Source organism: Sorangium sp. So ce131, from assembly GCF_051519095.1.
Lineage (GTDB): Bacteria > Myxococcota_A > Polyangia > Polyangiales > Polyangiaceae > Sorangium.
The window spans coordinates 879372-904944 of the sequence record NZ_CP150455.1; the positions used below are offsets into that span (position 1 = coordinate 879372).

The 25573-nt window shown below is 73.0% G+C and carries 18 protein-coding genes; 9 read left to right on the plus strand and 9 right to left on the minus strand.

Features of this window, described 5'->3' with window-relative positions; genetic code table 11:
• Positions 1 to 46: 46 nt before the first annotated feature.
• The 5 genes from rpoC (at position 47) to panB (ending at position 10191) form a co-directional block, all read left to right on the plus strand.
• On the plus strand, positions 47 to 4330 hold the full coding sequence (rpoC, locus tag WMF43_RS03280; RefSeq protein ID WP_437677462.1) for a DNA-directed RNA polymerase subunit beta': 4284 nt from the start codon (positions 47 to 49) through the stop codon (positions 4328 to 4330).
• A gap of 276 nt (positions 4331 to 4606) precedes the next feature.
• A complete protein-coding gene (locus WMF43_RS03285) occupies positions 4607 to 6841 on the plus strand; it encodes an HD domain-containing phosphohydrolase (protein WP_437677463.1) in 2235 nt (744 codons plus the stop codon).
• A gap of 22 nt (positions 6842 to 6863) precedes the next feature.
• On the plus strand, positions 6864 to 7487 hold the full coding sequence (locus WMF43_RS03290) for a GNAT family N-acetyltransferase (protein ID WP_437677464.1): 624 nt from the start codon (positions 6864 to 6866) through the stop codon (positions 7485 to 7487).
• Between the two features lie 173 nt (positions 7488 to 7660).
• A complete protein-coding gene (locus WMF43_RS03295) occupies positions 7661 to 9067 on the plus strand; it encodes a DUF2330 domain-containing protein (protein WP_437677465.1) in 1407 nt (468 codons plus the stop codon).
• A 176-nt stretch (positions 9068 to 9243) separates the two neighbouring features.
• The gene (panB, locus tag WMF43_RS03300; RefSeq protein ID WP_437677466.1) at positions 9244 to 10191 is read left to right on the plus strand and encodes a 3-methyl-2-oxobutanoate hydroxymethyltransferase; all 948 of its coding nucleotides are present in this window, start codon (positions 9244 to 9246) and stop codon (positions 10189 to 10191) included.
• Positions 10192 to 10259: 68 nt separating this feature from the next.
• On the opposite strand, the gene WMF43_RS03305 is transcribed toward panB, so the two are convergent.
• The 5 genes from WMF43_RS03305 to WMF43_RS03325 all read right to left on the minus strand — a co-directional run bounded on the left by WMF43_RS03305 (position 10260) and on the right by WMF43_RS03325 (position 17030).
• Positions 10260 to 12329 carry a VWA domain-containing protein gene (locus WMF43_RS03305; protein WP_437677467.1) on the minus strand — a complete coding sequence of 690 codons (2070 nt, stop codon included), beginning with the start codon at positions 12327 to 12329 and terminating at the stop codon, positions 10260 to 10262.
• The gene (locus WMF43_RS03310) at positions 12326 to 13273 is read right to left on the minus strand and encodes a DUF58 domain-containing protein (RefSeq protein WP_437677468.1); all 948 of its coding nucleotides are present in this window, start codon (positions 13271 to 13273) and stop codon (positions 12326 to 12328) included. Before WMF43_RS03310 ends, WMF43_RS03305 begins: the two co-directional genes overlap by 4 nt.
• 11 nt (positions 13274 to 13284) lie before the next feature.
• On the minus strand, positions 13285 to 14739 hold the full coding sequence (locus WMF43_RS03315; RefSeq protein WP_437677469.1) for an Ig-like domain-containing protein: 1455 nt from the start codon (positions 14737 to 14739) through the stop codon (positions 13285 to 13287).
• Positions 14740 to 14802: 63 nt separating this feature from the next.
• The gene (locus tag WMF43_RS03320) at positions 14803 to 16077 is read right to left on the minus strand and encodes a serine/threonine-protein kinase (RefSeq protein WP_437677470.1); all 1275 of its coding nucleotides are present in this window, start codon (positions 16075 to 16077) and stop codon (positions 14803 to 14805) included.
• Complete coding sequence (locus WMF43_RS03325; RefSeq protein WP_437677471.1) at positions 16074 to 17030, minus strand: LysM peptidoglycan-binding domain-containing protein; 957 nt, start codon at positions 17028 to 17030, stop codon at positions 16074 to 16076. The genes WMF43_RS03320 and WMF43_RS03325 overlap by 4 nt, the downstream gene beginning before the upstream one ends.
• A gap of 209 nt (positions 17031 to 17239) precedes the next feature.
• Between WMF43_RS03325 and WMF43_RS03330 the strand changes: the two genes are divergently transcribed.
• The gene (locus WMF43_RS03330; RefSeq protein ID WP_437677472.1) at positions 17240 to 18271 is read left to right on the plus strand and encodes an OmpA family protein; all 1032 of its coding nucleotides are present in this window, start codon (positions 17240 to 17242) and stop codon (positions 18269 to 18271) included.
• 84 nt (positions 18272 to 18355) lie between these two features.
• Here the strand turns inward: WMF43_RS03330 and WMF43_RS03335 are convergent, their stop codons facing one another.
• From WMF43_RS03335 to WMF43_RS03345, 3 genes are all read right to left on the minus strand, one after another.
• Positions 18356 to 18856 (minus strand): hypothetical protein, encoded by a 501-nt coding sequence (locus tag WMF43_RS03335; RefSeq protein ID WP_437677473.1) that lies wholly within the window; start codon positions 18854 to 18856, stop codon positions 18356 to 18358.
• Between the two features lie 66 nt (positions 18857 to 18922).
• On the minus strand, positions 18923 to 20434 hold the full coding sequence (locus WMF43_RS03340) for a glycosyltransferase family 39 protein (protein WP_437677474.1): 1512 nt from the start codon (positions 20432 to 20434) through the stop codon (positions 18923 to 18925).
• Complete coding sequence (locus tag WMF43_RS03345) at positions 20427 to 22085, minus strand: helix-turn-helix domain-containing protein (RefSeq protein WP_104977303.1); 1659 nt, start codon at positions 22083 to 22085, stop codon at positions 20427 to 20429. The genes WMF43_RS03340 and WMF43_RS03345 overlap by 8 nt, the downstream gene beginning before the upstream one ends.
• 178 nt (positions 22086 to 22263) lie before the next feature.
• Here WMF43_RS03345 and WMF43_RS03350 point away from each other — a divergent pair, with 178 nt between their 5' ends.
• Together WMF43_RS03350 and WMF43_RS03355 are read left to right on the plus strand one after the other, a co-directional pair.
• Positions 22264 to 23487 carry a DUF1015 domain-containing protein gene (locus WMF43_RS03350; protein WP_437677475.1) on the plus strand — a complete coding sequence of 408 codons (1224 nt, stop codon included), beginning with the start codon at positions 22264 to 22266 and terminating at the stop codon, positions 23485 to 23487.
• A 31-nt stretch (positions 23488 to 23518) separates the two neighbouring features.
• A complete protein-coding gene (locus WMF43_RS03355; protein ID WP_437677476.1) occupies positions 23519 to 23956 on the plus strand; it encodes a rhodanese-like domain-containing protein in 438 nt (145 codons plus the stop codon).
• Between the two features lie 45 nt (positions 23957 to 24001).
• On the opposite strand, the gene WMF43_RS03360 is transcribed toward WMF43_RS03355, so the two are convergent.
• Positions 24002 to 24583, minus strand: a complete 582-nt coding sequence (locus WMF43_RS03360) for a hypothetical protein (RefSeq protein ID WP_437677477.1) — start codon at positions 24581 to 24583, stop codon at positions 24002 to 24004.
• A gap of 154 nt (positions 24584 to 24737) precedes the next feature.
• On the opposite strand from WMF43_RS03360, the gene WMF43_RS03365 reads away from it, so the two are divergent.
• The gene (locus tag WMF43_RS03365; RefSeq protein WP_437677478.1) at positions 24738 to 25457 is read left to right on the plus strand and encodes a glycosyltransferase family 2 protein; all 720 of its coding nucleotides are present in this window, start codon (positions 24738 to 24740) and stop codon (positions 25455 to 25457) included.
• Positions 25458 to 25573 lie beyond the last annotated feature (116 nt).

Here is a 25573-nt window from a genome sequence, read left to right on the forward strand (position 1 = left end):
AGCGCGGACGGTTTCATCGGTTTCGGTTCTGTCTCCGGAGGTCTCCATGCGTGACATCTTCAGCTTCTTCGAGAAGCCCAAAGACCCGCTGTCGTTCAGCGCCATCCGCATCTCGCTCGCGAGCCCGGAGAAGATCCGCGAGTGGTCGCACGGCGAGGTGAAGAAGCCGGAGACCATCAACTACCGGACGTTCAAGCCGGAGCGAGATGGTCTGTTCTGCGCCAAGATCTTCGGGCCGGTGAAGGACTACGAGTGCAACTGCGGCAAGTACAAGCGCATGAAGCACCGTGGCATCGTGTGCGAGAAGTGCGGCGTCGAGGTCATCCAGTCGAAGGTCCGCCGCGAGCGGCTCGGGCACATCTCGCTGGCCACGCCGGTCGCCCACATCTGGTTCCTGAAGAGCCTGCCGTCGCGCATCGGCAACATGCTCGACATCACGCTCAAGGACCTGGAGAAGGTGCTCTATTGCGAGGCCTACATCGTCATCGACCCGAAGGAGACCGGCCTCATGCGGGGCGATCTCCTGAGCGAGGAGCGATATCTCCAGCTGCTCGACGAGTACGGTGACGACAAGTTCAGCGCCGGGATGGGCGGCGAGGCGATCCTCGAGATGCTCAAGCAGGTCGACGTGCACGGCCTGGCCGAGCTGCTCAGGACGGAGATGCGCGCGGCCACCAGCGAGGCCAAGCGGAAGAAGCTCGCCAAGCGGCTCAAGGTCGTCGAGGCCTTCCGCGAGAGCGGCAACCGGCCCGAGTGGATGATGCTGACCGTGATCCCGGTCCTCCCGCCGGATCTGCGCCCGCTCGTCCCCCTCGACGGCGGCCGCTTCGCGACCAGCGATCTGAACGACCTCTACCGCCGCGTCATCAACCGCAACAACCGCCTGAAGCGGCTCCTCGAGCTGAACGCGCCGGAGATCATCATCCGGAACGAGCGGCGGATGCTGCAGGAGGCGGTCGACGCGCTGTTCGACAACGGCCGCCGCGGCAAGACGATCACCGGCCCGAACAAGCGCCCGCTCAAGTCGCTCTCCGACATGCTGAAGGGCAAGCAGGGGCGGTTCCGGCAGAACCTCCTCGGCAAGCGCGTCGACTACTCGGGCCGCTCCGTCATCGTCGTGGGCCCGACGCTGCGCCTGCACCAGTGCGGTCTGCCCAAGAAGATGGCGCTCGAGCTCTTCAAGCCGTTCATCTACAACAAGCTGGAAGAGCGCGGCTACGTCAACACCATCAAGAGCGCCAAGAAGATGGTGGAGAAGGAGCGCCCGGAGGTCTGGGACATCCTCGAGGAGGTCATCAGCGAGCACCCGGTGCTCCTGAACCGCGCCCCGACGCTCCACCGCCTCGGCATCCAGGCGTTCGAGCCGGTCCTCATCGAGGGCAAGGCGATCCAGCTGCACCCGCTCGTGTGCGCGGCGTTCAACGCCGACTTCGACGGCGACCAGATGGCGGTCCACGTGCCGCTGTCGGTCGAGGCGCAGATGGAGGCGCGCGTGCTCATGATGAGCACGAACAACATCCTCTCGCCCGCGAGCGGCAAGCCGATCATCAACCCGACGCAGGACATCGTGCTCGGGCTCTACTACGCGACCCGCGAGCGCAAGTTCGAGAAGGGCTCCTACCGCGCGGACACCCTCGCCTTCGGCGAGGACGGCGTGGCGCAGGGATACCTGCGGGGCATCTACGCCTCCCCCGAGGAGGTGCGGATGGCGTACGACAACGGAGAGGTCGCGCTGCACGCCGGCATCCGCGTCCGCGTCCCGGTCATCGACGACGACGGCAACCCGCAGCTCGACGAGTTCGGCCACGTGAAGCGCCGCATCGTCGAGACCACGGTCGGCCGCGTCCTCATCTCCGAGGTCCTGCCGAAGGGGGTCGCGTTCGAGTACGCGAACAAGACCCTCGACAAGAAGGCGCTCTCGGCGCTCATCGACGTCTGCTACCGCATCCACCGCAACAAGGAGACCGTCCTCCTCGCGGACCGGCTCCGCACGCTGGGCTTCGACCACGCGATGCGGGCGGGCATCTCCATCTGCATGGATCACATGGTGATCCCCCCGGCGAAGAAGGTCCTGCTCGCCGAGGCGCAGAAGGAGGTCGAGCGCGTCGTCGAGCAGTACCAGGAGGGGCTCATCACCGACGGCGAGCGGTACAACAAGATCGTCGACATCTGGGCGAGCATCGCCGACCAGGTCACGACGGAGATGATGGGCGGCATCGGCAAGGAGACGATCGTCGACCACGAGACGGGCAAGTCCTCGGTCGAGCCGAGCTTCAACCCCATCTACATCATGGCCGACTCCGGCGCGCGCGGCTCCACGCAGCAGATCCGGCAGCTGGCCGCCATGCGCGGTCTGATGGCCAAGCCGTCCGGCGAGATCATCGAGACGCCGATCACCGCGAACTTCCGCGAGGGTCTCAGCGTGCTCCAGTACTTCATCTCGACGCACGGCGCCCGGAAGGGCCTCGCCGACACGGCGCTCAAGACGGCGAACTCGGGCTACCTCACCCGGCGGCTCGTCGACGTGGCGCAGGACGCGGTCATCTCCGAGTTCGACTGCGGCACGCTCGACGGCATCCGCGTGGCGAAGCTCGAGGAGGCCGGCGAGGTCATCCAGCCGCTCGGCGACCGCATCCTCGGCCGCGTCGCGCTGGAGGACGTCGTCGACCCGCTCACGGGGGAGGTGCTCATCACGGCGAACACCGAGCTCGACGAGCAGGCGGTGCGGTCCATCGAGGACGCCGGCATCGAGGAGGTCGTCATCCGCTCGGTGCTCACGTGCCAGCTCCGGCGCGGGGTCTGCGCCCTGTGCTACGGGCGCGACCTCGCGCGCGGCTACCGGGTCAACATCGGCGAGGCGGTCGGCATCATCGCCGCCCAGTCGATCGGCGAGCCCGGCACGCAGCTCACGATGCGCACCTTCCACATCGGCGGCACCGCGGCGCGCGGCAAGATCGAGGCGAGCTACCTCGAGGCCCGCACCGAGGGCACCGTCCGGCTCCGCCGCGCGGTCGTCCAGAAGAAGAAGGACGGCACCATGGTGGTCATGAACCGCCACGGCGAGATCGTCGTCGTCGACGAGACGGGGCGCGAGCGCGAGCACAACCGCCTCGTCTACGGCGCCATCCTCAAGAAGGCCGACGGCGAGCGGACCAAGCCGGGCGAGCTGCTCGCCGAGTGGGACCAGTTCGCGACGCCGATCCTCACCGAGGTCTCCGGCGTGGTGAAGTTCGGCGACCTCATCGAGGGCGTCAGCGTGCAGGATCGCCTCGACGAGGTGACCGGCCTCTCGCGGAAGGTCGTCATCGAGTCGAAGGCGACCGACGTCCGCCCGCGCATCTCGCTGAAGGACCCCGAGTCGGGCAGGACGCTGAAGCTCCCGAACAGCGAGCTCGAGGCGCGGTACCTGCTCCCCGTCGGCGCGCACATCGTCGCACAGGAGGGGGATCTCATCGAGGCCGGCGAGGTCATCGCCAAGATCCCGCGCGACACGACGAAGGTGCAGGACATCACCGGCGGTCTGCCCCGCGTCGCCGAGCTGTTCGAGGCCAGAAAGCCGAAGGATCACGCGATCATCAGCGAGATCGACGGCGAGGTCACGTTCGGCAAGGACACGAAGGGCAAGCGGAAGGTCATCATCACGCCGTACTCGCCGGACGGGCACGCGCTCGGCGATCAGGCGCGCGAGTACCTGATCCCGAAGGGCAAGCACATCCAGGTGCAGCCGGGCGACCGGGTGCGCGCGGGTGACCCGCTCCAGGACGGCCCGCCGAACCCGCACGACATCCTCCGGGTGAAGGGCGAGAAGGAGCTGTCGGCCTGGCTCGTGAACGAGATCCAGCAGGTCTACCGGCTCCAGGGCGTCGGCATCAACGACAAGCACATCGAGGTCATCGTCCGGCAGATGCTCCGGCGGGTCCGCGTGCGCGAGGTCGGGGACACGAACTTCCTGGTCGACGAGCAGGTGGAGAAGCACATCTTCGAGAAGGAGAACGAGACCGTCCTCGAGCGCGGCGGCAAGCCGGCGATCGCGGAGGCGCTCCTCCTCGGCATCACCAAGGCCAGCCTGTCGACCGAGTCGTTCATCAGCGCCTCGTCGTTCCAGGAGACGACCAAGGTGCTCACCGAGGCCGCCATCAACGGCAAGACGGACGATCTCCGCGGTCTCAAGGAGAACGTCATCATGGGCCGCCTGATCCCGGCCGGGACGGGTCTGCCCGCCTACAAGCGCCTCCAGGTGGTGGTCGAGGGCGAACCGGTGGCTCAGGCGCCGTACGTCGCCCCGCGGCCGCGGCCCGAGGAGACGCTCACCGCGGTCAACGAGGAGTAACGTCCCCGCCCGCGCCCAGGGTCGGGGGCTCCCCCTGACCCTGGGCGTCGCCACGTCCGTGGGAGGCGATCTCGCACCGGCGCGTCGGTGACCGAGATCGCCGTCCCCTCCTTCACGGGGCTCGCGCGGCGCGCCGAGCTCTGCTCTCATTCACGGAGCGCACCCCATGGCTGCATACGCCGCGAGCGGCAGGCCAGCTTTCCCCGCGTGCTCCCGTTCCGCGAGGGTTCTCGGGCGCGCGCCCACCTCCAATTCTGAAGTAGAATCATGGTCTCGATGGCTTCCGTTCAAGGACTGAACCAGCGGATTGCCGATCGCCTCGTCCTCGAGGGGCGCATCACCCCGGACGATCATCGTCGCGCGGTGGAGTACGCCATGCGTCTCCGCGGCCGGATCGAGGACGCCATCATCGAGCTCGACATCGTCAACGAGGCCGAGCTCCTGAAGTTCATCGCGACCGTCCACAACACCCGCTTCGTCTCCACCGAGAAGCTCTCGAAGGCGATCATCGAGCCCCGCGTGCTCGCCAAGGTCTCGGCGATCACCGCGACGCTGCACGGCGTCTTCCCGGTGCTGCTCGACGAGCGGAACACGACGCTGTCGGTCGCGACCGCCGACCCCGACAACGACGCGGCGCTGCACGAGATCCGGCTGGCCGCGGGCGTGCGGGACGTCCGCGCCATCGTGGCCAGGCCGGCGGCGGTGCGCGCGGCCATCGCGTACCACTACCGCGGCGACACGACGGCGTTCAACTCGCTGCTCCGGCCGGTCAGCTCGTTCGACGAGATCCTCTACAACAACAGCAACAACCCGTTCGAGCGCGCCTCGATCCCGCACGCGCCGGCCGCGCACGTGCAGCCGATGCACACGCAGCCCATGCACGCGCCGGCCGCGCACCCGCAGCCGATGCACGCGCAGGCGCCGGCGGCGCACGCGCAGACGGCGTACGCGCAGACGGCGTACGCGCAGACGGCGCACGCGCAGGCGGCGCACGCGCCGCAGCCGTCGTTCGCGTCGCTGCCCGCGCCGCTCGTCTCGGCGCCGCCGCCTCCGGCCGTGATGCGGGCGCCCACCGCGCCGCCCCGGGTGACCCCGGCCAGCCCCCCGCCGACGCCCATCCCCCCGTCGCCCCCGGCGCCGCAGCAGGCAGCGCCGGCGCCGGCGCCGGTCCCGGCCCCGGCGTCCGCGCCGGTCGCGGCGCCGCCGCACCCGACCACGAGCCACGCGTACGTCGAGACGCTGAACGTCCTCGTCAGCCTGCTCGAGAACAACCGGCAGGACCTGCGCGGCCACTCGTCCACGGTCGCGCGCATCGTCCGGAAGCTCTGCGAGCGCATCGGCTTGCCGCCGACGACGGTCGCGAGCTACGTCGCCTCGGCCTACCTCCACGACCTCGGCAAGAACGGCCCGTACCACCTCACCGCGCTCAACGTCGCCGAGTACGAGGGGCACCGGCTCGCCGCGACGAAGAGCGTCGACCTCCCGGCGCACCTCATGGAGTCGGTCGGGCTGCCGCAGGAGGTCGTCTCGGCGATCAACCTGATGTACGAGCGCTACGACGGCAGCGGCTTCCCGGACGGCCTGTCCGGCAAGGAGATCCCGCTCGGCGCGCGTATCCTCGCGGTGGCGGACACCTACGCCGATCTCACGCAGAACCCGCGCAACCCCTACCGCAAGGCGCTCCGCCCGCCCGAGGCCTGCGACGTGCTCGCCCAGTACCGCGGCACCATCTTCGACCCGAACATCGTCGACCTCTTCCGCCAGGTCATGACCGGCGACGACATGCGGGCCAAGCTCCTCTCCGACCGGCACCAGGCGCTCATCGTCGACCCCGATCCCGAGGAGACCACGGTGCTCGAGCTGCGGCTCCTAGAGCAGGGCTTCGAGGTCTCGATCGCGCGCAACGTGGCGCAGGCGCGCCGCGAGCTCGAGACGAAGGACATCGAGGTGGTCGTCAGCGAGATCGACCTGGAGGAGCCCGACGCCGGCCTCACGCTCCGCGCCGACGCGCTCAAGCTCGGCTTCGGCCGCGACAAGACGTGGGTCATCCTCACGGCGAAGACCGACCGGCAGACCGCCCAGCGCGCGTTCGATCTCGGCGTCGACGACTTCGTGTCGAAGCCGGCGTCGACCGACGTCATGGCCGCGAAGCTCCGCCAGCTCATCGAGCGGCGCTCCTCGACCACGGTCGCCCGCGGCGTCTCCGGCTCGCTGGCCGAGATGGGCCTGCCGGACATGATCCAGATCCTCTGGCACGGCCGGAAGACGTGCGCGCTCAAGATCCAGGCGAACTCGATGGCCGGCGAGATCCACTTCGCCGACGGGCAGGTCGTGCACGCGCTCTGGGCCGGCTCGCAGGGCGAGGACGCGTTCTACAAGATGCTGACGCTCCGGGAGGGCGACTTCCGCCTCGACCCGAACTTCTCGCCCAGCACCCGCAGCATCACCGCCTCGCCCGAGGCGCTGCTCCTCGAGGGGATGCGCCGCCTCGACGAGGGGACCCTGTCGTAACGCGCCGCCCGCGGAGGCCGAGGTGGAGCGCCCCGTCTGCATCGAGACCACGCGGCTGCGCCTCGTCCTGCCGCCCGTCGATCTCGCCGATCGCTACCTCGCGTTCTACGAGCGCAACCGCGCGCACCTCGCGCGGTGGGACCCGGCGCGCCCCGAGGGCTTCTACACCGAGGCGTTCTGGCGCGAGCGTGTCCTCCGCGATCACGACGACTTCGCCTCGGATAGGGCGCTGCGCCTCGCGTTGGAATGGCGCGACGATCCGCGCGGCGAGGTGATCGGGGTCTGCAACTTCAACCAGTTCGTCCGCGGCGCGTTCCAGGCCGCGACCCTCGGCTACGCGCTCGACCAGCGCGCCGTCGGCGCGGGCGTGATGTTCGAGGCGCTCACCGCCGCGCTCGCGTACATGTTCGACGCCCTCGGCTTCCACCGCGTGATGGCGAACTACCTCCCCTACAACGAGCGCAGCGGGCGCCTGCTCCGGCGCCTCGGCTTCGTCGTCGAGGGATACGCCCGCGATTACCTCTTCATCGACGGGGCCTGGCGCGATCACGTCCTCACCGCGCTGACGAACCCGAACCCCGCGCCTCCCGACCCCGCGCGCGGCCCGGCGCCGATCGCATCCCGGAGCGCCAGCCGGTTGCCCTGAGTCAGGGTGCGCCGGGGTGTGCCGAGCGCCGAGCTGACGGCGCGCCGAAATCGACTTGATTTCGGGAATGTTTTGCGCGGCACGATGCGTGCATAATGCCGGGCGCTCGCTTCCCATGCTGAGGCGTGCCCGCTTACCAAGGTCTTGTTCGCGCGAAGAATCGAGGTGGTGTCATGAAGCTCGGCACGAAAGTTGTCGCGTTCGCTCTCAGTGGAGCTGCGCTTTCTCTTGCCCATGTGGAGGAGGCGGAGGCCTGCGGCGGATGTCTGGCGCCGCAATCGGAGAACACGCAGGTCACCAGCCACCGGATGATCCTGTCGATCTCGCCGGAGGCGACGACGCTCTGGGATCAGATCACCTACTCGGGCGAGCCGTCCGAGTTCGCCTGGGTGCTGCCGGTCGTCGGGCTCGCCGACGTCGAGCTCTCGTCGGACGCCCTCTTCGAGCTGCTCGACCAGACGACCGCCGTGCAGGTCTTCTCGCCGCAGCTCAACTGCCCGTCGTCCTTCTGCGGAGCGAGCACCGGCGCCGGCGGCGGCGCCTTCGGCGGCGCGGTCCCGGACGCGGCGGACGGCGGCGTCACCGTCATCGCCCAGGAGACCGTCGGGCCCTACGAGACGGTGCAGCTCAGCGCCAGCGAGCCGAACGCGCTCCGGAACTGGCTGGACCGCAACGGGTACAACATCCCCGACGACATCGATCCGGTGATCGACGCGTACGTCGAGGAGGGGTTCAGCTTCCTCGCGCTCAAGCTGGTCCCCGGCGAGGGCGTCGACAAGATGCGCCCCGTCCGCGTCTCGACGGCGGGCGCGAGCCCCGAGCTGCCGCTGCGGATGGTCGCCGCGGGGACCGGCCGGGTCACCCCGATCACCCTCTGGATCCTCGGCGAGGGCCGGTACGAGCCCACGAACTTCTCCTCGTTCGAGATCACCGCGCCGGAGCTCATCTGGAACTGGGACACCCAGTCCAGCAACTACAAGCAGCTGCGCAGCGCGGGCTTCGACGCGACCGGCGGCAGCGCGTGGCTCTTCGAGGCCGCGGAGCCGCTCTCGTCCTACTGGATCCGCGAGTCGCTGATCAACCTCGCCCAGTTCCAGCCCCTGGAGAGCGGCTACGCCGACGAGGACGGCGAGGGCGCCCTCGAGGCCGCCGAGGCCGACCTCGACGCGCTCTTCTCGACGATCCCCGAGGGCTCGACCTGGATCTCGCGGATCTACGGCGAGCTCTCGCGCACCGCGCTCGCCACCGATCTGGAGCTCGGCGCGTCGGTGAATCAACTGAGCGTCGACCGCTTCCTCCAGGCGAGCCAGACGGTCGGCACCGCGCCGACCTGCCCGCCGCCGCCGCCGGGTTGCGAGGACTTCAGCAGCGGCAGCACGGGATCCGCGGGCGGCAGCACGGGGTCCCTGGGTGGCCCGGGGGCCGTGGGCGACGGTTTGACCAGGCCGGGCGGCTCCGGCGGTGACCTCAAGCCCGGCAGCTGCGCGACCACCGGCCAGGCGGAGGGGCCGCTCACGCTGGCCGCCGCCTCGGCGCTCGCGGCGCTGGCGCTCGTGCGGCGGCGGCGCAACCGCGGCTAATCGCTCGGGATTCGACCCCGCGCCGCGCGGCGGTCCCGCGCGGCGTTCTGCTCCGGAGGCGGCGTCGCGCCCGGGCTCGTCGCGGCGGGCCCCGCGCGGCGCCTTGCCCCGGAGGAGGCGCCGCCCTAGCCTCTCCGGAGGCGTGGACCGCGAGTGCGGCCGCGACCCGGAGGAACATGTACGGTCCGCAAGGCAATGGTGGCGGCGGCGCGCGCAGGGCAGCGCCTCGCTCGTCGAAGGTCACGGTCCCCGAGATCCGCTCCCGCAAGGGGACGTCGCCGATCGCGATGGTGACCGCCTACGATTTCACGATGGCGCGGCTGCTCGACGAGGGCGGCGCCGACCTCTTGCTCGTCGGCGACTCGCTCGGGATGGTCGTGCAGGGGCACGCGACCACGCTGCCCGTGACGGTCGAGGAGATCTGCTATCACGGGCGCGCCGTCGCGCGCGGCGCGCGCCGCGCGCACGTCGTGGGCGACATGCCGTTCATGAGCTTCCAGCTCTCTCCCATGCACGCGCTCGAGAACGCCGGGCGGATGATGAAGGAGGGCAGCTTCGAGAGCATCAAGCTCGAGGGGGGCGCGGAGATCGCCGAGCACGTGCGGCGGATCGTGGCCGCGGGCATCCCGGTGATGGGCCACCTCGGGCTCACGCCGCAGTCCGTGCACGCGATGGGCGGCTTCAAGGTGCAGGGCAAGGGCGACGAGGCGGCCGAGCGCCTCATCGCCGACGCGCGTGTCCTCGACGAGGCCGGCGTCTACGCCATCGTGCTCGAGGCGATCCCGCCGGACCTCGCCGAGGAGGTGACGTCGGCGGTCTCCGTCCCGACGATCGGCATCGGCGCCGGGGCCGGCTGCGACGGGCAGGTGCTCGTCTGTTACGACCTGCTCGGGATGTTCCGCGAGCTGACGCCGAAGTTCGCGAAGCGCTTCGCCGAGGTGGGCGACCAGATCGTCGAGGCGACGCGCGCCTACGTGGACGAGGTGCAATCGCGGGTGTTCCCCGCCGCGGAGCACAGCTTCAAGCCGAATGGGCCGCGCCGCGCCGCGGTCGTGCCCGCCGCGCCCGCCAAGCCGGAGTTCGCGCCGGCAGACGAGATCCCGCCGCACTGGCAGACACACTGAAGGCAGCCGGCGCTTGGCCGTCCCTGAAGGCGGCCGGCGCCCGGCCGTCCCCAGAAGGCGGCCGGCGCTCAGCCGCCTAGACCCTCGGCCGGCGCCCGCCGGGCGCCGAGGACACGCAGCAGGAGCTCGGCCGCGAGCAGCACGAGCAACACGAGCGCCACGTAGGGCGACGCGTCGATGGACGCGGACATGCCGCCCAGCTCGGCCGCGCGGGCGCCCTGGGCGACGCGCCGGGGGCGCAGATCGATCTCGCGCTCCGGGACCGACACGACGCGCGTCGAGCGCTCGCCGTCGAGGGTGAGCTCGTACAGGCCGGCGAGCGGCGGCGACACGCGCAGCCGCCGGTCGACCTCCGCGACGGGCAGCGCCTCGCGCGGGGCGGAGCTCGCGGACCCGGGGCCGCCGTCGTACCGCACGCGCTCGACCTTCACGTCGTGGTAGCCGTCGAAGGTCCACGTGTCCCCGGCGGCGAGGCGGCGCGCCCCGCCGCGGGCGCGCGCGGCGCCGACGAACCCGTCGAGCAGCGAGAGGAACGCCGGCCGCAACGCCACGTCGCTCTCCTCCGTGCTGAACGGCAGCGTCATGAACAGCACGACGCCGCGCCCGAGCGGGCGGCGCACGAGGAACGGCGCGCCGTCCTTCCACCGGGCGAGCACCTCGGCCCCCTCGGAGGCCGCCGCGTCCAGCGTGGCCCGGCCGCGCGGCGCGACGTCGGCCAGGCCGGCCGCCGACGGGCCGAGCCAGCCCGCGGTGGCGGGATCCACGCCGCGCACCGGGGAGGCCGACCAGCGGACGACGCCGGGCACGAGCGGCTCGAACCCGGCGCCGAGCGGCGCCGCGGCCGCGCGCGGCCCCAGCGTCAGCAGCGCGACGCCGCCGCGCTCGACCCACGCGGCGAGCGATCGGCGGACCTCCGGCGTGAAGCCGGGCGCGTCGTCGACGATGAGCCCCGCGTGGGCGGCGAGCTCGCCCTCGTGCTCCGGCACCGAGGGCAGCGGCCTGACCTGCGCGTCGAGATCGAGCGCGGAGAGCGCCTGCTCGAGCGGCGGAGGGCCGCCCGTCTCGACGTGGGTGATCGCGGGGTCGACGACGGCGGCGATCGAGAGCGGGCCGCCCGCGGAGAGGAGCGGGGCGCGATCGTCCGCGGCGATGGCGTCGCCGCCGGTGAGCGCGGCGGTCAGGATCTCGGGCGTCTCGGCGGGCAGGTCGAGCGAGAGCTCCTCGGCGCGCAGCCCGGGGTCGAGCGCGACCTTGCCGAGCACCTCGTCGCCGGCGCGCACCTCGAGGGAGCGCCCCGCGGCCGCCGTGGCGCCTGCGGTGGTGCCCGCGGCGGCGCCCGCCGCGGCGGTGCAGACGACGCGGACGCGCGCCCGCTGGCCCGACCGGTCGGCGCGCACGATCCCGCAGTCCTCGCCCCCGGCCTCGATCTCCTCCAGCGGCACCCACGTGGCGATGTCCGGGCTGCCCGCGATCGGCGGCGCGCCGGGCGCGCCGTCCGCGAGATCGCTGAGGAGCACGATGCGCTTGTCGCCCTGGGGCAGCCCCCGGAGCAGGTCGCGCGCGAGGTCGAGGGCGCCGTCGAGGTCCGTGGCGCGGTCCGACGGCGCCACCGCGGCGAGCGCCTCGGAGACGGCGGCGAGGTTGGTCGTCGACGCCAGGGCGACGCGGGCCGGGGCGCCCGCGAGCACGAGCGCCGCGGCGTCGCCGGGCGCGAGCCCGCCGGCGAGCTCGCGCGCGGCCTCTAGGGCGCGGTCGAAGCGCGAACGCGCGCCGCTCTCCTGCGCGGCGCGCGCGTCGCCGCCGGCGCGGGCGGCGGGAGCGCGCATGCTCAGCGAGTCGTCGACGACGATCGCGAGCGCGACGGAGGCGCCGGCCTTGCGGCTGAGCGCGAGGTGCGAGCAGCGCAGGAGCGGCGTGGCGCCGAGCACCGCCAGCGCGAGCACCGAGAGGGCCCGGGTGGAGAAGAGGGCGCGGTCCTCGAGCAGGCTCCTTCGCCGCGCCGTGGGCGGCGTGGGCGGGACGAGGCGCGCGGGCGGGAACGGCCGCTCCTCGGCGCGGCGCCGGCGCAGGAGGTGCGCGGCGACCGGCGCGCCGACGAGCAGCGCGACGAGCAGCGCGCCGAGCGTGACGAAGCTCATCGCCGCACCTGGGCGATCGCCTGGACGAGCGCGCGGACGACGTCGGTCGGCGGGTCGGCGGTCGTCGCGCGGAGCAGGCGGCCGCCGCGCGACGCGAGCCCGCGCGACCAGACGTCGGCGAGGGCGGCGAGGCGCGCCTGGTACTGCGCGCGGACCGCGCCCGCGTCGGCCTCGACCACGGCGCCGCCCTCGAGGGCGCGGAGGCGGACGTTGCCGTCGAAGTCGAGGTCCGCCTCGGTGGGGTCGAGGACCTGGAGGGCGATCAGCGTGCGGCCGCCCGTGCTGAGCGGCGTGAACGCGGCGAGCGCGCGGTCCGGTCCGCCGGATTCGCTAGCAAGATCGAGGAGATCCGAGAGGAGGAGGACCACGGCGCCGCGGCGGGCCTTCTTCGCGATCGGCGCGAGCGCGCGCTCGATGGCGCCGGCGTCGCCGCTCCAGTCCTGGGCGGCGGAGGTGGCCTCGAGGGCGCCCACGATCCGCTCGAACGCCTCGCGCCCGGCCATGGCGGGCAGGCCGTGGGTGCCGGCGCCGCCGAGCCAGGCGAGCCCCACGGGGTCGCCGGTGGCGAGCGCGACGCGGGCCATGGCCGCGGCGACGAGCGCGGCGTAGGCGAGCTTGGCGCCGGGCGCGCGCCGGCCGCGGTAGGACATCGAGGCGGTCGCGTCGACGCAGAGCCAGAGGGCGCGGTCGGTCTCGGTCTCGAACTCGCGCACCATGAGGCGGTCGTGGCGGAGCAGGGCGCGGCGGTCGAAGAAGCGGAGGTCGTCGCCGGGCACGTAGGGCCGCTGCCCCCCGAACTCGACGCCGGCGCCCTTGCGGATGCTCCGGTGCATGCCGGCGTAGACGCCCTCGGCGACGGCGCGCGATTTGAGGCGGAGCGGGGCGAGCCCGCCCCAGTCGATGGGGAATGCGGCGCGCGGGGCGCGGTCAGAGGAGAGCGGCACGGAGGCGCTTCTTAGCGTGGATCCCGGGGCGCTGCCCGGCGGCGCCGGCGCCCGAGGGCGGCCCCGAGCGCCGCGGCCGACAGCCCGGCCGCCCAGCCCACGCCGCCCGCGCTCCCGGGCGGCGCGCCGCCGGCGGCGCGGCAGGCGCAGCCGCCGTCCTGGTCCGCGGGCTCGCCGTCGCCCCCCGGGTCGGGGGCGCCGATCCCGATGCCCCTCACGGCGATGCGCTGCACCGGGTCGCTCGGGTCGTTCGACCGGACGAGCAGGGTCGCGGCGAACTCGCCGCTCGCCGTCGGCGCGAAGCGGATCGCGGCGTCGATCGACGTCTCCGGGTCGATCTCGAGCGCCGGCTCGACGACCTCGAAGCTCTCCGGGGCGGGGTTCTCCACGGCGAGATCGACCAGCGCCTCTCCGGCGTTGGTGAGCTCGACCAGCTCCACGTTGGCCTGTCCGACCTCCACCGCGCCGAAGTCGATCTCCTGCTTGTCGAGCGCGAGGTCCGGGAGCGGCACGTGGACGCGCTCGCTCTCGAAGACCCAGTCGCGCTCGGTGCGCGGGAAGGCGAGCGGGATGTCCGCGACCGGGATCGACCACTCGCGGCCGAGCAGGCTCACATAGAACGCGGGGATGAGGTGGAGCGTGCCCTCGTACTGCACCGAGCCTTCCGGGTGGACGTCGAGGTCAACCGACGGGCCGCCGAGGTACGTTGTCGACGACTCGCCCTGCTCCGCGGTGATGTCGCCCCCGCTCACCGGCGCTCCCGCGGCCTCGATCGCGACGCGCCGGGTCGCGTAACGCGCGGTGACGTCCATGGCGACGTCGAGCTCGAACCCCCCTTCGATGCCGGGGATCGAGCCGCCGATGAGGTCGCCGACGGAGACCGACGCGAGCCGCTGCGGGTCGGTGGAGCCCGCCAGCGTGACGCCCGGCGCCCAGCCCCAGGCCTCGAACCGGTCCTGGGCGTGCACCTGGAAGTCGAACTGGGGGATGTAGGGGATATCGCCTGTCCACTCGAAGGACTGGCCGAGGACGGAGAGGCTCACGCGCCCCTCCGCGGTCACGCCGAGACCATAGTTGCAGGTGAACTCGCCCCCTTCCGGGTCGCCCGGGGCCGCGAGCGCGAGCGCGTCAGGCCACGATGCCTCGAGCGCGCCGCTCAGGGATACCTCGGTGTTCGCGAAGACCGCGGCCATGAGGTGCACCTGCAGCGGTGAGCTCGGCGGGACCCAGCCGGTATCGAAATCGAGCTCGAGCGGGATGCCGTCCTTCCGCTGGAACGCGATCGGCCCCCGGGCGCATTGCAGCGGATCCTCGGCGCACGGCGCCGCGAGCGCGTCGTAGGCCGACGCGGCCGCGGGCGCGAGCAGCGAGAGCGCGGCCGCGAGGCAGGGGAGCGCGCGCCTTCGCCGGGGCCGAGCAAGGAGGGTGGCCGCAGGAACCGTGTCGCCGGACAGCGGGGAGCGCATGAGCGCGATTATCGGTGACCCGCGCGCGCGGCGCCAGGGCGGCAATCCGGGGCCGCGGTGGGGTCAGCGCGCCCCGAACAGCGCGCCGACGGCGATTCCGGCGGCCGCGCAGAGAATGGCCACCACCACCCAGAGGAGCCGCTCGCGCGCGCGGGCGCCCGGCGCCGCCGCGTCGTCCGAGGCCCTCTGGAGGCCCGTGGCCCTCTCCGCGGGCAACAGGCTGGCGGCGGCGCCCGCCGGGGGCTGGAGAGGCTCGGTGGCGTCCATGGCGGAACTCTCGCGCTGGAGGGTCGAGGCGTGGCCTATCATGGCGAAACTCTCGCGCTGGAGGGTCGCGCCGTGGTCCATGCCGGTCTCCCCGAGCTCCAGATCGGTGATCGAGGTGTCGTCGCCGAGGCGCGCGGCGGCGTGGCCGATGACGCGCCGCTCGCGGCAGGCGAGCAGGGCCTCGGCGAAGGCCCGGGCGCTCGGGTGCCGCTCGGCCGGGCTCTTGGCGAGGGCCCTCAGGATCACGGCCTCGAGGCCGGCGGAGATGAGCCCGTCGCGCTTGCCGGAGCGCGGCGGCAGCGGCGCCTCGGCGAGGTGCGCGTTCATGATCGCGATGGGCGTGCGGTTGCTGAAGGGCACCTCGCCGAGGACCATCTCGTAGAGGATGCAGCCGAGCGCGTAGACGTCGCAGCGCGGATCGACGTCGTCGCCGCGCACCTGCTCCGGCGCCATGTACTCGGGCGTGCCGAAGATCATGTCGTGCTCGGAGAGGTCGGTCGTCATCTGATCGCCGCGCACCACCTTCGCGAGCCCGAAATCGACCACGTGGACGCGGCCCGTGAACGGCGGCAGCGCGGCGCCGGCGCGCGCGTCGGGCGGCGCGCCCGGGCGGTCGAGGAGCACGTTGGCCGGCTTGAGGTCGCGGTGCACCACGCCGGCGGCGTGCGCGGTCTCCAGCGCGGAGCAGATCTGCAGGGCGATCTCGATCGCCCAGTCGGCATCGAGCGGCGCCCGCGTCCGGAGGAGCTCCTCGAGGGAAACGCCGTCGATGTGCTCGAGGGCGATGATGAGGAGCCCGCCCTCCTCGATGAAGTCGAGCATCCGGACGACGTGCGGGCCCTCGATCCGCTTCAGGATGGCGGCTTCCCGGTGGTAGCGCCGGAAGATCTGGCGGTCGCCGGAGAGGTGCGGGTGGATGACCTTGAGCGCGACGTGCAGGCCGTCCTCGTCGCGGGTGGCGAGGTACACGACGCCGGACGAGCCCTCGCCGATGACGGACACCACGGTGTACCGCGACGCGACGCGGCGCCCGGGGGGCAGACGGTTGGGGGCGGGCTCCGGCGCGGTCACCGCGCGCTGCCCGCGTCGGCCGGGGTCGGCGGCGCGGGGTCCGGCGGGGGTGTCCTGAGGAGGTGCAGATCGACCGAGGAGGTGCAGGCGCGCACGATCTTCGGGCTCAGCTCGATGGGGTCGAGGCGCGCGGTCGGATCGGCGTCGCGCCACGCAGCGCAGGCCGTCTCGGCGAGCCCGGTGGCGTCGAGCGCGACGTACGCCTCGAGCAGCTGCCGGTGCACGGTGGCGATCTGCACCCGGGCGAGGTCGCCGTAGCCGAGCAGGCGGTTCGCGCGCGCCACGGCGTCGATGTAGCGGCCGCTCCGCACGTCGCTCGCGAGCTGCGGCAGCTCGGCGTCGACGCGGCGCTGGGCCTCGCGCGCGCGGCCGGCCCCCTCCGAGCGCACGAGCGCGCCGGCGCTCGCGGCCTCGGCCTTGCCCTGGGTCGTGAGCGGCAGGTCCGTGAGCGGCACGAGGATCACCATGCCGCGGCGCAGGGGGTCCTGCTTGAGGTGGTTGTACTTGTCGAGCATCCACGCCTTGTCGCGCTTGCCCAGGAAGCGGTAGGCGATGGTGAGCAGCGTGTCGTGCTGGCCGACGACGTACCGCAGGTTGTACGGGACGATGATCTCCTGCCCGTCGGTCGGCTCGATCCAGGGCATGGTGTCGTTCGAGAGCGCGAGGACGTCGCTCCGGTCGGCGGCGCCGAGCAGGCGCTCTGCGAGGTTGGCCCAGGTCTCGCCGGCGGTGACGCGGTGGTGGCCGAGCGCGGGGATCTCGAGGCGGAGGCCGGGCATGATCGGCACGCCGGCGCCCGCGTCGAGCGCGTTGGCGGCGACGAGGACCTGCTCCATCTGCACGCGCCCGTAGGTGCGCTCCGCGATCTGCGCGAGGGTCTCGCCCTCGCGGACGACGTGCGGGAACGCGGCCGCGCCGCTGCTCGCCAGCGCGGCCGCGGCCAGGGCGCCCACGGAAAACCAAGTTCGCCGAGAGCTCACGGCGCCGAGGGTACCAGGGTTCGCGCGCGGTGGGACGGGTCGTTGCGGGTGGCGGGGCGCTAGGGCGCCGGCCGCTGCAGGTGATCGGGCGCGCGGGAATTGGGGTGGTCGGGCGCGCCCGCGCGGGTCGTATGCCGCGATTTCGTCGCGCCCGCGGTTTCGTGCCAGAGTGCGCGCGGTTCATGAAACACACGACACGCACGACGACGACCAGCAAGATCCCGGCGTGGCTCTCGCGGCGTTCACCCGCCGCGGCGCGGCTGCTCGCGGCCTGTTCGCTCGGGCTGGCGACGCAGGGCTGCCTCGTCCGGCAGGAGCTCTACGACGAGGCGCGCGCGGAGATCCAGAGAGAGCGGGAGCAAGGAAAGAAGGCCCGGGCCGAGGCTCAGAGCGCGCGGGCCGAGGCCGCGCAGCGGTCCGCGCAGATCGCCGCGCTGGAGGAGGAGCTCGGTCGCCTCGCGGAGGACCTCCGGGCGCGCGACCTCAGGCTGTCGGACGCGACCACGGCGGAGGCCGGGCTCGTGCGGCAGCTCGACGAGCTCGCCGCGATGAACGAGGAGCTGTCGGCGCGGCTGCGGAGCGCCGGGCAGAGCGTGGGGCAGCTCGCGACCGAGCGGGGCAGCCTGTCGGCGGAGCTCGCCGACGCGCGGGCCAGGCTCGACGAGCTGCGCCGCCATCAGGCGGCGGCCGAGGCGCGCGCGGCGCGGATGCGCGACCTCATGGGCCAGCTCAAGCAGCAGATCGACACCGGCAAGGTCCACGTCGCGCTCCGCGCCGGACAGCTGGTGATCGAGGTGCCGAGCGACGCGCTGTTCGACGGCGCGAAGGCCGAGCTCAAGCCGGAGGGGCGGGCGGTGCTGGACGAGATCGCCAGGGTGCTCCGGGTGATGCCGGATCAGAAGTTCCAGGTGGCCGGGCATACGGACAACGATACAAAGCGGGTGAAGGGCTCGAGGTTTACGTCGAGCTGGGAGCTCTCGGCGGCGAGGGCGGCCGCGGTGGTGAAGCGGCTCGTCGAGCGCGGGATGTCGCCGCGGGGCCTGTCCGCTGCTGGATACGGCGAGTTCGCCCCGCTCGGGCCGAACGACACGGCGGCGTGGCGGGCGAAGAACCGGCGGATCGAGATCGGCCTGGTGGTGGAGCAGGAAGAGACGCGGGCGACGGGGGAGGTGGGGAAGGCCGCGGGCGAGAAGGGGGCTGTGACGGCGCCCTGACGGGCATGGAATCGACGGTCTGAGGCAAGACGACGGCTGTTGGCGGGAGTGAAGGGCTGTTGGCCAGCCGGTAGCCGTTCGTCCTCAGCTGGGCTGGTCGAGCACCTCTGTGAGGGCCGCCGCGGTGGCGGCCTTCTCGAGCCACCGCTCGAGGCGCTCCGGATCCTTCTGGGCGAGGATGCGCTCACGCGCCGCGTCCGGCACCGCGATGCCGCGAGCCCGGAGCACGGTCAACAGGGCGCGGGCGGCTTCCTCGACGCGCCCCTCGTCACGCCCCTGCGCGACGTATTTCTTGGCGAAGTCGCTCTGGTACTCGTAGCCCTTCATCATGGCCTCCAGCGCCCGGCGTGCCGCCTCGTTCAGGGAATTGTACAGGAGATCGTAGTAGAACCGGGCGCGTTCGTCATCGAGCCCCTGGATCGCGGGCAACACCGCGCCGGCGATCGTCGCGCCTTGCTCGGTCTCGCCGTGGGCCATCGCAGAGAGTACCCCCAGCTCGGGTCGACGGGCTGCATCGGCTGGGTCCGTCACGACCGGAATGCTGTCGCGACGGAGCACGGGTGGACGCAGCACGAAGCCGGGCACGCCGATCTCGATCGGCTGCGCGCACCGAGACCATTTCAGAACGAACGCGCGGCGCAGTCCGTAAATCTATGCATGTCCGCCTGGGCGCGCCGTTTCGCCACGACGCAATGCGCACGCCGCGAGGATGCACAGCGCTGGCGTCACGACCATGTGATAGCGGTCCTCTCCGAAGAACACGGCGTGTGTCAGGACCACCGTGGCGACCGCGAACGCGAGATAACCGACGACACCCCCGGTCGCGGGCCGGCCCGGCAGCGGCAGCGCGGCGAGCAGCGGGATCGCCACCGCAAGCGGCCAGAACGTGTGCTCGTCGCCGAGCAATCCCCAGGCGATGAGCCCGAGCACCGCCGCGATCGCCGCGGCCTGCGCGACGAGCGCCCGCCGCGGCCGGACCCGCGGCAGCGCCACCACCCCGAGCGCGGCGGCCGAGAGCAGCCCGAGGTGCGACGTCGTGAGCACACGCCGGCCCGCGGCGCGCCGCTCCTCGGGCCAGGCCGCCGGGTTCGCCTCGCCGAGATACCCGATCGGGAACGACTCGTGATCGAACGTGAAGCTCAGCTTCTTCGGAATCAGGGCCAGCCAGCGGGCTGGATCCTGCTGAATCCATCTTAACCCTGCGGCCATCCAGCAGCGGTCCTGGGCCACCTGCCCGCGCGCGATCGGACACCCGTCGCCCGCGCGCAGCGTCTCGAAGCGGCCCGTGGCCCGCGGGAAGGCGCCGATGGCGAGGTTCCAGCCGCCGTTCGTCGAGATGAGCGCGCAGCCGTCCATCACCCGGCAGTTCCGGATCGTCCACGGCGCCACGACGGCGAGCGCCGTCGCGGACGACAGCGCGACGGCCAGCGCGCCGCGCCGCCACGCGGCGCGCCATCCGCCGGCCGCCCCTCTGGTTGCCCCGCCGGCCGGTCCTCGCCAGGCCAGCAGCGCGAGCGCCGGCGCGCAGAGCAGGCTCTGCGGCCGCACCAGCGCCGTCAGGCCGAGCGCCACGCCGGCGAGGACCGCGCCGCGGACCAGGCGCCCGCGCGCGGCGTCGCGCGCGAGCAGCCACGGCGCCGTCACCAGGCCGAGCGCGGCCAGCGGCTCGGTCATGAGCAGCGCCGCGTAGACGATGAGGCCCGGCGAGAGCGCCGCGAGCAACGCCGCGACGCGGGCGCGCGCCGGCGTGGTCGCGCGCCGGGCGAGCCGGTGGACCACGACGACGAGCAGCGCGCCGGCCACCGCGTTCGCGATCGTCGCCACGTGAGGCCCCGCGCCGAACAGCTTGTAGACGAGGCCCAGAAAACCGCTGTAACCGACCGGGTAGTGGCACCACGGGTGCCAGACCGGCTGGCCTCCGACGATGAGATCGTCCGAGTAGCCGAGGCCGGCGGCGATCCGCCGCGCGCCGAAATCGTAGTAGTGGCCGTCCCAGACCGGCTCGCGCGCCCACGCGATCGCCACGTAGAGCCGCGGCGCGAGCGCGAGCACGAACGCGAGCGCCGAGAACCCGAGATCGCCGCCCGACCCGCCCGACCCGCGCGCGTCGCGCGCGTCGTGTACGCCGCGCGCGCCGCCGCCGGCCCGCGCCGCCTCAGCCATGCTGCTTCGCGCGCGTGCCGGCCGACAGCTCGCGCAGCCGCCGCATGTAGGTCTTCGCGACCTGGGCCGGATCGAGCCGCAGGTACTTGGCAATTTCCTGAATGAATCCCTGCACGTAGACCGGCGCCGGCAGGTCGCCCATCGACTCGCCCTCGATCGCCTGGAGGTGCGCCAGCGAGATCTTCGTCCGCTGCGAGATGTCGGTGAGCTCGACCCCTTGCGACTCGCGCACCTTGCGGAGCAACGCGCCGCTGAACTGCGTCTCGGCGTTGATCTCGCGCGCGAGCTCGGCCTGGAGCATCGCGAGCTCGGCCGCGGCGGCGGCGTTCTCGGGGCGCGCAGGGCCGAGCGGCATGCGCGGATCGTCCGGGTAGGTCGAGAGGTCGTACGCGCGCCGGCGCACCGGATCGAGCAGGGTGTCGTGCGCCTCCTCGATGCGCGCCTGCTCCTTCTGGAGCACGGCGGGGCTCAGCACGCTCACGACCGGCAGGCTGCCCTCCCGGTAGATGTCGCGCTGGCGCTTGTAGGCGCGCCGGATCTCGTCGTCGGCGGCCGTCCGCGCGACGCCGAGCACCTCGTACAGCGTGGCGGGCGCCGCGCCCTTCGAGGCGGCCGCGAGGGCGCGCGCGTGCGCGTCGGCGGGGCGCGAGTCGCGCGCGGCGAGCAGCGCGAGGATGCGCCGGGCAACGCGCTCCAGGTTGCGCGCGCTCTTCGAGGTCGGGCTGTCGATGAGCAGCGGCTGGCGCCGCCGCGCGGTCAGCCACACCGCGTCGTCGTGCTCGATGTGCCCGAGGTAGTCGAGGGACATGCCGAGGAAGCGCTCCGAGACCGCGCTCATCGCCGGGCCGAGCTCCAGATCCGAGCGGTGCCGCGTCTGGCTCACCACGAGGTGCGGCTTCACCCGCGGCAGCTGCGCGGCCGCGAGCGACGCGACCCCTTCGTCGAACCGCTTCACCTCCATGATGAGGTCGCGCGGCGTCGCGAGCGGCGGGAGCGACGCGCCCACCTTCTCCAGGAGGCGCACCTTGAAGCGCTCCTTCATGAGCGCCCGGCGCAGGGTGCGCTGGTAGAGCGCGCGGCAGAAGCGGTAGGAGTGCTCGACGGCGAGCGGCTCGGGCGTGGTCACGCAGATGCCCACGTCGGCGTGCAGGAACAGGTCGAGCGTCGAGGAGCCGGTCGCCGCGCCGAGGCTCACGATCACGTAGTCGACGTCGAGCTCCTGGATCATCTTCATCCAGTACGCGGCGCGGCTCGGCCGGACGGGCGTGGCCGTCGTCGGGTCGTAGGCGGTCGGGACGAGGCGGAGCCCGGGCACGGTGGTCGCGATCGGCTCGGCCTTGCCCTCCTCGATGTCCTCGCGCGTGACGAGCGGCGGCGTCTCGATGCCCAGCGCGGCGTGCAGCCCCGGGCTGTAGGCGTCGGTGTCGACGATGATCACGTCGCGCCCGAGCTGCGCGAAGTAGACGCCCAGGTTGACCGCGAGCGTCGCCTTCCCGACGCCCCCGCGGCCGCCGCCCACGGCGATCACGCGGCGCGATCGCGACGTGGTGAACGAGGGCGCCTCGCCCGGCAGGGCGAGGTCGTCGTCCGCCGAGCTGGGCGGGAGGGTCGAGTAACGGGACGGGCGGTAGGAGTCGCCTGAGCTGGACACGGGGCCTCTGTGCGCGGCGCCGGGAGAGGTGCGAGCTGCCCCCGGGCGGGCGTGTCCCTCCTAGCACGCGCCGCCCGGCGCCATCAGCGCCGCCGTGACCGGGGCGCCGCGCGCCTGCCCGCCCCGCGGCCGCCGTCGCCGTCTCGACGCCCCCGGGCCGCTGGGGTAGGCGCTCGACGTGGCCACCGTACGACCCTTCCGCGCTTACCGCCCTCCCCAGGCGCACGCCGCCCGCGTCGCCAGCCCGCCGTACGACGTCATCTCCACCGCCGAGGCGCGCGCCCTCGCCGCCGGAGGGCTGCACAGCTTCCTCCACGTCTCCCGCCCCGAGATCGACCTGCCCGAAGGGACGGACGAGCACGACGACGCGGTCTACGCGCGCGGCGCGGAGAACCTCGCGGCCCTCATCGCGAGCGGCGACCTCGCCCAGGACCCGGAGCCGCACCTCTACCTCTACGCCCAGAAGATGGGCGATCACCGGCAGATCGGCGTCGTCGGCTGCGCCTCCGTCGCGGAGTACGAGCAGGACACCATCAAGAAGCACGAGAAGACGCGGCCCGACAAGGAGGACGATCGCACCCGCCACATCGAGGAGCTCGGCGCCCACGACGAGCCCGTGTTCCTCACGTACCGCGCCGACGCGGACATCGACCGCGCCGTCGCGCAGGCCATGCAGTCGCCGCCCATCTACGACTTCACGACCGCCGACGGCGTCGAGCACAAGCTCTGGGTCCTCGGCCGCGAGGCGACCGCCGACCTCGAGGAGCGGTTCCACGCGATCCCGACGCTCTACGTCGCCGACGGCCACCACCGCAGCGCCGCGGCGGCGCGCGTCCACAGGAAGCTCCGCGGCGACGGCGGCGAGCACGACGTGTTCCTGGCCGTGGTCTTCCCGCACGACCAGATGAACATCATGCCGTACAACCGCGTCGTGCGAGACCTCGCCGGGCGCGGCGCCGAGGCGCTGCTCGGCGCCCTCGGCGAGCGGCTCGACGTCGCGCCGGCCCGGAGCGGCGCGGACGCGGCCCCGACCGGCCCGCGATCCTTCGGGCTCTACCTCGGCGGCCGCTGGTACGTCGCCCGGGTCCGCCCGGGCTCGTTCGACGCGAACGACCCGGTGGCCTCGCTCGACTGCTCCATCTGCCAGGACCAGATCCTCGGCCCGATCTTCGGCGTCCGCGACCCCCGGCGGGACAAACACGTCGACTTCGTCGGCGGCATCCGCGGCATCGCCGAGCTCGAGCAGCGCGTCGACTCGGGCGCCTTCACCATGGCAGTCCACCTCTACCCGACGCAGATCGGCGAGCTGTTCGCGGTCAGCGACGCGGGGCTGCTCATGCCGCCGAAGAGCACTTGGTTCGAGCCGAAGCTCCGCAGCGGCCTCTTCATCCATACGTTCTGACCGCGGCGCCCGCCGGGATTAGACTGCGCTCATGGCGGACATCCAGCGCATCTCCCCCGAGCAAGCGAAGAAGCTCATGGACGAAGAGGGGTACGTTTACCTCGATGTCCGGAGCGAGCCCGAGTACGCGGCCGGGCACCCGCGCGGCGCGCACAACGTGCCGCTCCTGCACGCCGCCGCCGGCGGCATGAAGCAGAACCCGGACTTCCTCGACGTGGTCCGCGCCCTCTACCCGAGGGACGCGAAGATCATCCTGGGCTGCCGCTCCGGACAGCGGTCCATGCGCGCGGCCGAGGCCATGGTGGCGGACGGCTACACCGGGGTCGTCGAGCAACGCGCGGGCTTCGAGGGGCCGCGCGACGCGTTCGGCGCGCTGACCGAGCGAGGGTGGGGGCCGGCCGGGCTGCCCGTCGAGACGAACACGCCGGGCGCGTCCTACGCCGAGCTCCGGCAGAAGGCCGGCCGGTAACTCCCCTCGTCCGCCCGCAGGCGGCAGGTCGGCGAGCGCCGCGCCTCAGCGCGCGCGATCGTAGTCGAGCGCCGCGCGCTCCACGACGTCCCAGTCGCGGGCGGCCCGCTCCGCCTCGGCGATGAGCTCCGCGGTGAACATCGAGAGGCCCCAGGTGCCGTCGTCGCGCCGGCGGAACGTGTAACGCGCCCCCCGGGTGGTCTCGACGGCAGCCTCCTCGCCGGCAGCTCCCACGCCGACGACGCTGGCGACGCCGGAGAGATCCCTCCGCAGGCGGGCGATCCAGCCCATCCGCGTCGCCATGTCGACCCAGACGTCCGCGCCGTCCGGCGCCTCGGCGTGCGCCTTGTACAGGGCGAGCAGCTTGGAGCGCTCCGGCTCCGGATAACTCGCCTGGATCCGGTCGCTCGCCTTCTGGCGGTGATCGCGGATCGCGTGGCAGGCGCGCCGCGCCTGGTCGTCGAGGTGCACGAACACGAGCCGCACGTCGCCGCGGCCGAGCGCGTTCGCGATGCGCAGATAGACCCCCTCCGGGGTCGTGTCCTTGGGAGAACGGATGACGTTGAAGCCCGTGAGCACGCAGGCTGCGGCGGTGATCCCCAGGGCGATGGCGGTGCGGCGTCGCATGGCGGAAGGGCGGCGTGGAGAGGGCCGCCCCTCTAGCACGGCGGCGCGCCGGCGCTCGCGCCGCGGGCGCCGCGCCGGCCGCGGGCGCCTCGCTGGCCGCGGGCGCCGCCGCGGCGCGCATTGCCGAGCGCCGCGCCTTCCGCTACGAACCCGCGTGCTCCACGGCGCGCGCGTCGCAGTGGTCATCCCCGCGCGGGACGAGGCGCGGTGGATCGCCGAGACGGTGAGGTCGGTCCCCACCTTCGTCGACCACATCCTCGTCGTCGACGACGGGAGCCGCGACGGCACGGCCGAGCTCGCGCGCGCGGCGCTCCCGGCCGGCGACGAGCGGCTCGAGGTGCTCCTGCACGCCGAGGCCCGCGGCGTGGGCGCCGCGATCGTCGCCGGCTACAGGCGCGCCCGCGCCCTGGGCGCCCTCGCCGTCGCCGTCATGGCCGGAGACGGGCAGATGGACCCGCGCGACCTCCCGCGCGTCGTCGGGCCCGTCGTGTCGGGCGAGGCCGACTACGTGAAAGGCGACCGCCTGCGGCACCCCGACGTGTGGCGCGTCATGCCCCTCGCGCGGCTCGCCGCGACGGCCGCCCTCGCCGCGCTCACCCGCCGCGCGGCAGGGCTCGACGCCCTCTCCGACAGCCAGTGCGGCTACACCGCGATCTCGGCGCGCGCGCTCGACGCGCTCGACCTCGGCGCGCTCTGGCCCCGCTACGGCTACCCGAACGACCTGCTTGCCGCCCTCGCCGCGCGCCGGCTCCGCGTCCGCGAGGTGAGCGTACGCCCCGTCTACCGCGGCGAGGCGAGCGGGCTGCGCGCGCGCCACCTGCTGACCATCCTGTTCCTCATCGCCCGGGGCGCCATAAGGCGGCGCCTGAGCTGATCAGGAAATACCGACCGTCTCCCAGGCCAGGACGGAACACGTGAGTGCGCCGCGCGAATCGTCATGCGTTATGGCGCAAAAGGGTCGACAACCTCGTTAACGGTTCCATAGCAAAG

Coding starts and splice junctions, on each gene's coding strand:
- rpoC (WP_437677462.1), top strand. CDS start 47: ATGCGTGACATCTTCAGCTTCTTCGAGAAGCCCAAAGACCCGCTGTCG.
- WMF43_RS03285 (WP_437677463.1), top strand. CDS start 4,607: ATGGCTTCCGTTCAAGGACTGAACCAGCGGATTGCCGATCGCCTCGTC.
- WMF43_RS03295 (WP_437677465.1), top strand. CDS start 7,661: ATGAAGCTCGGCACGAAAGTTGTCGCGTTCGCTCTCAGTGGAGCTGCG.
- panB (WP_437677466.1), top strand. CDS start 9,244: ATGTACGGTCCGCAAGGCAATGGTGGCGGCGGCGCGCGCAGGGCAGCG.
- WMF43_RS03305 (WP_437677467.1), bottom strand. CDS start 12,329: ATGAGCTTCGTCACGCTCGGCGCGCTGCTCGTCGCGCTGCTCGTCGGC.
- WMF43_RS03315 (WP_437677469.1), bottom strand. CDS start 14,739: ATGCGCTCCCCGCTGTCCGGCGACACGGTTCCTGCGGCCACCCTCCTT.
- WMF43_RS03330 (WP_437677472.1), top strand. CDS start 17,240: ATGAAACACACGACACGCACGACGACGACCAGCAAGATCCCGGCGTGG.
- WMF43_RS03340 (WP_437677474.1), bottom strand. CDS start 20,434: ATGGCTGAGGCGGCGCGGGCCGGCGGCGGCGCGCGCGGCGTACACGAC.
- WMF43_RS03355 (WP_437677476.1), top strand. CDS start 23,519: ATGGCGGACATCCAGCGCATCTCCCCCGAGCAAGCGAAGAAGCTCATG.
- WMF43_RS03360 (WP_437677477.1), bottom strand. CDS start 24,583: ATGCGACGCCGCACCGCCATCGCCCTGGGGATCACCGCCGCAGCCTGC.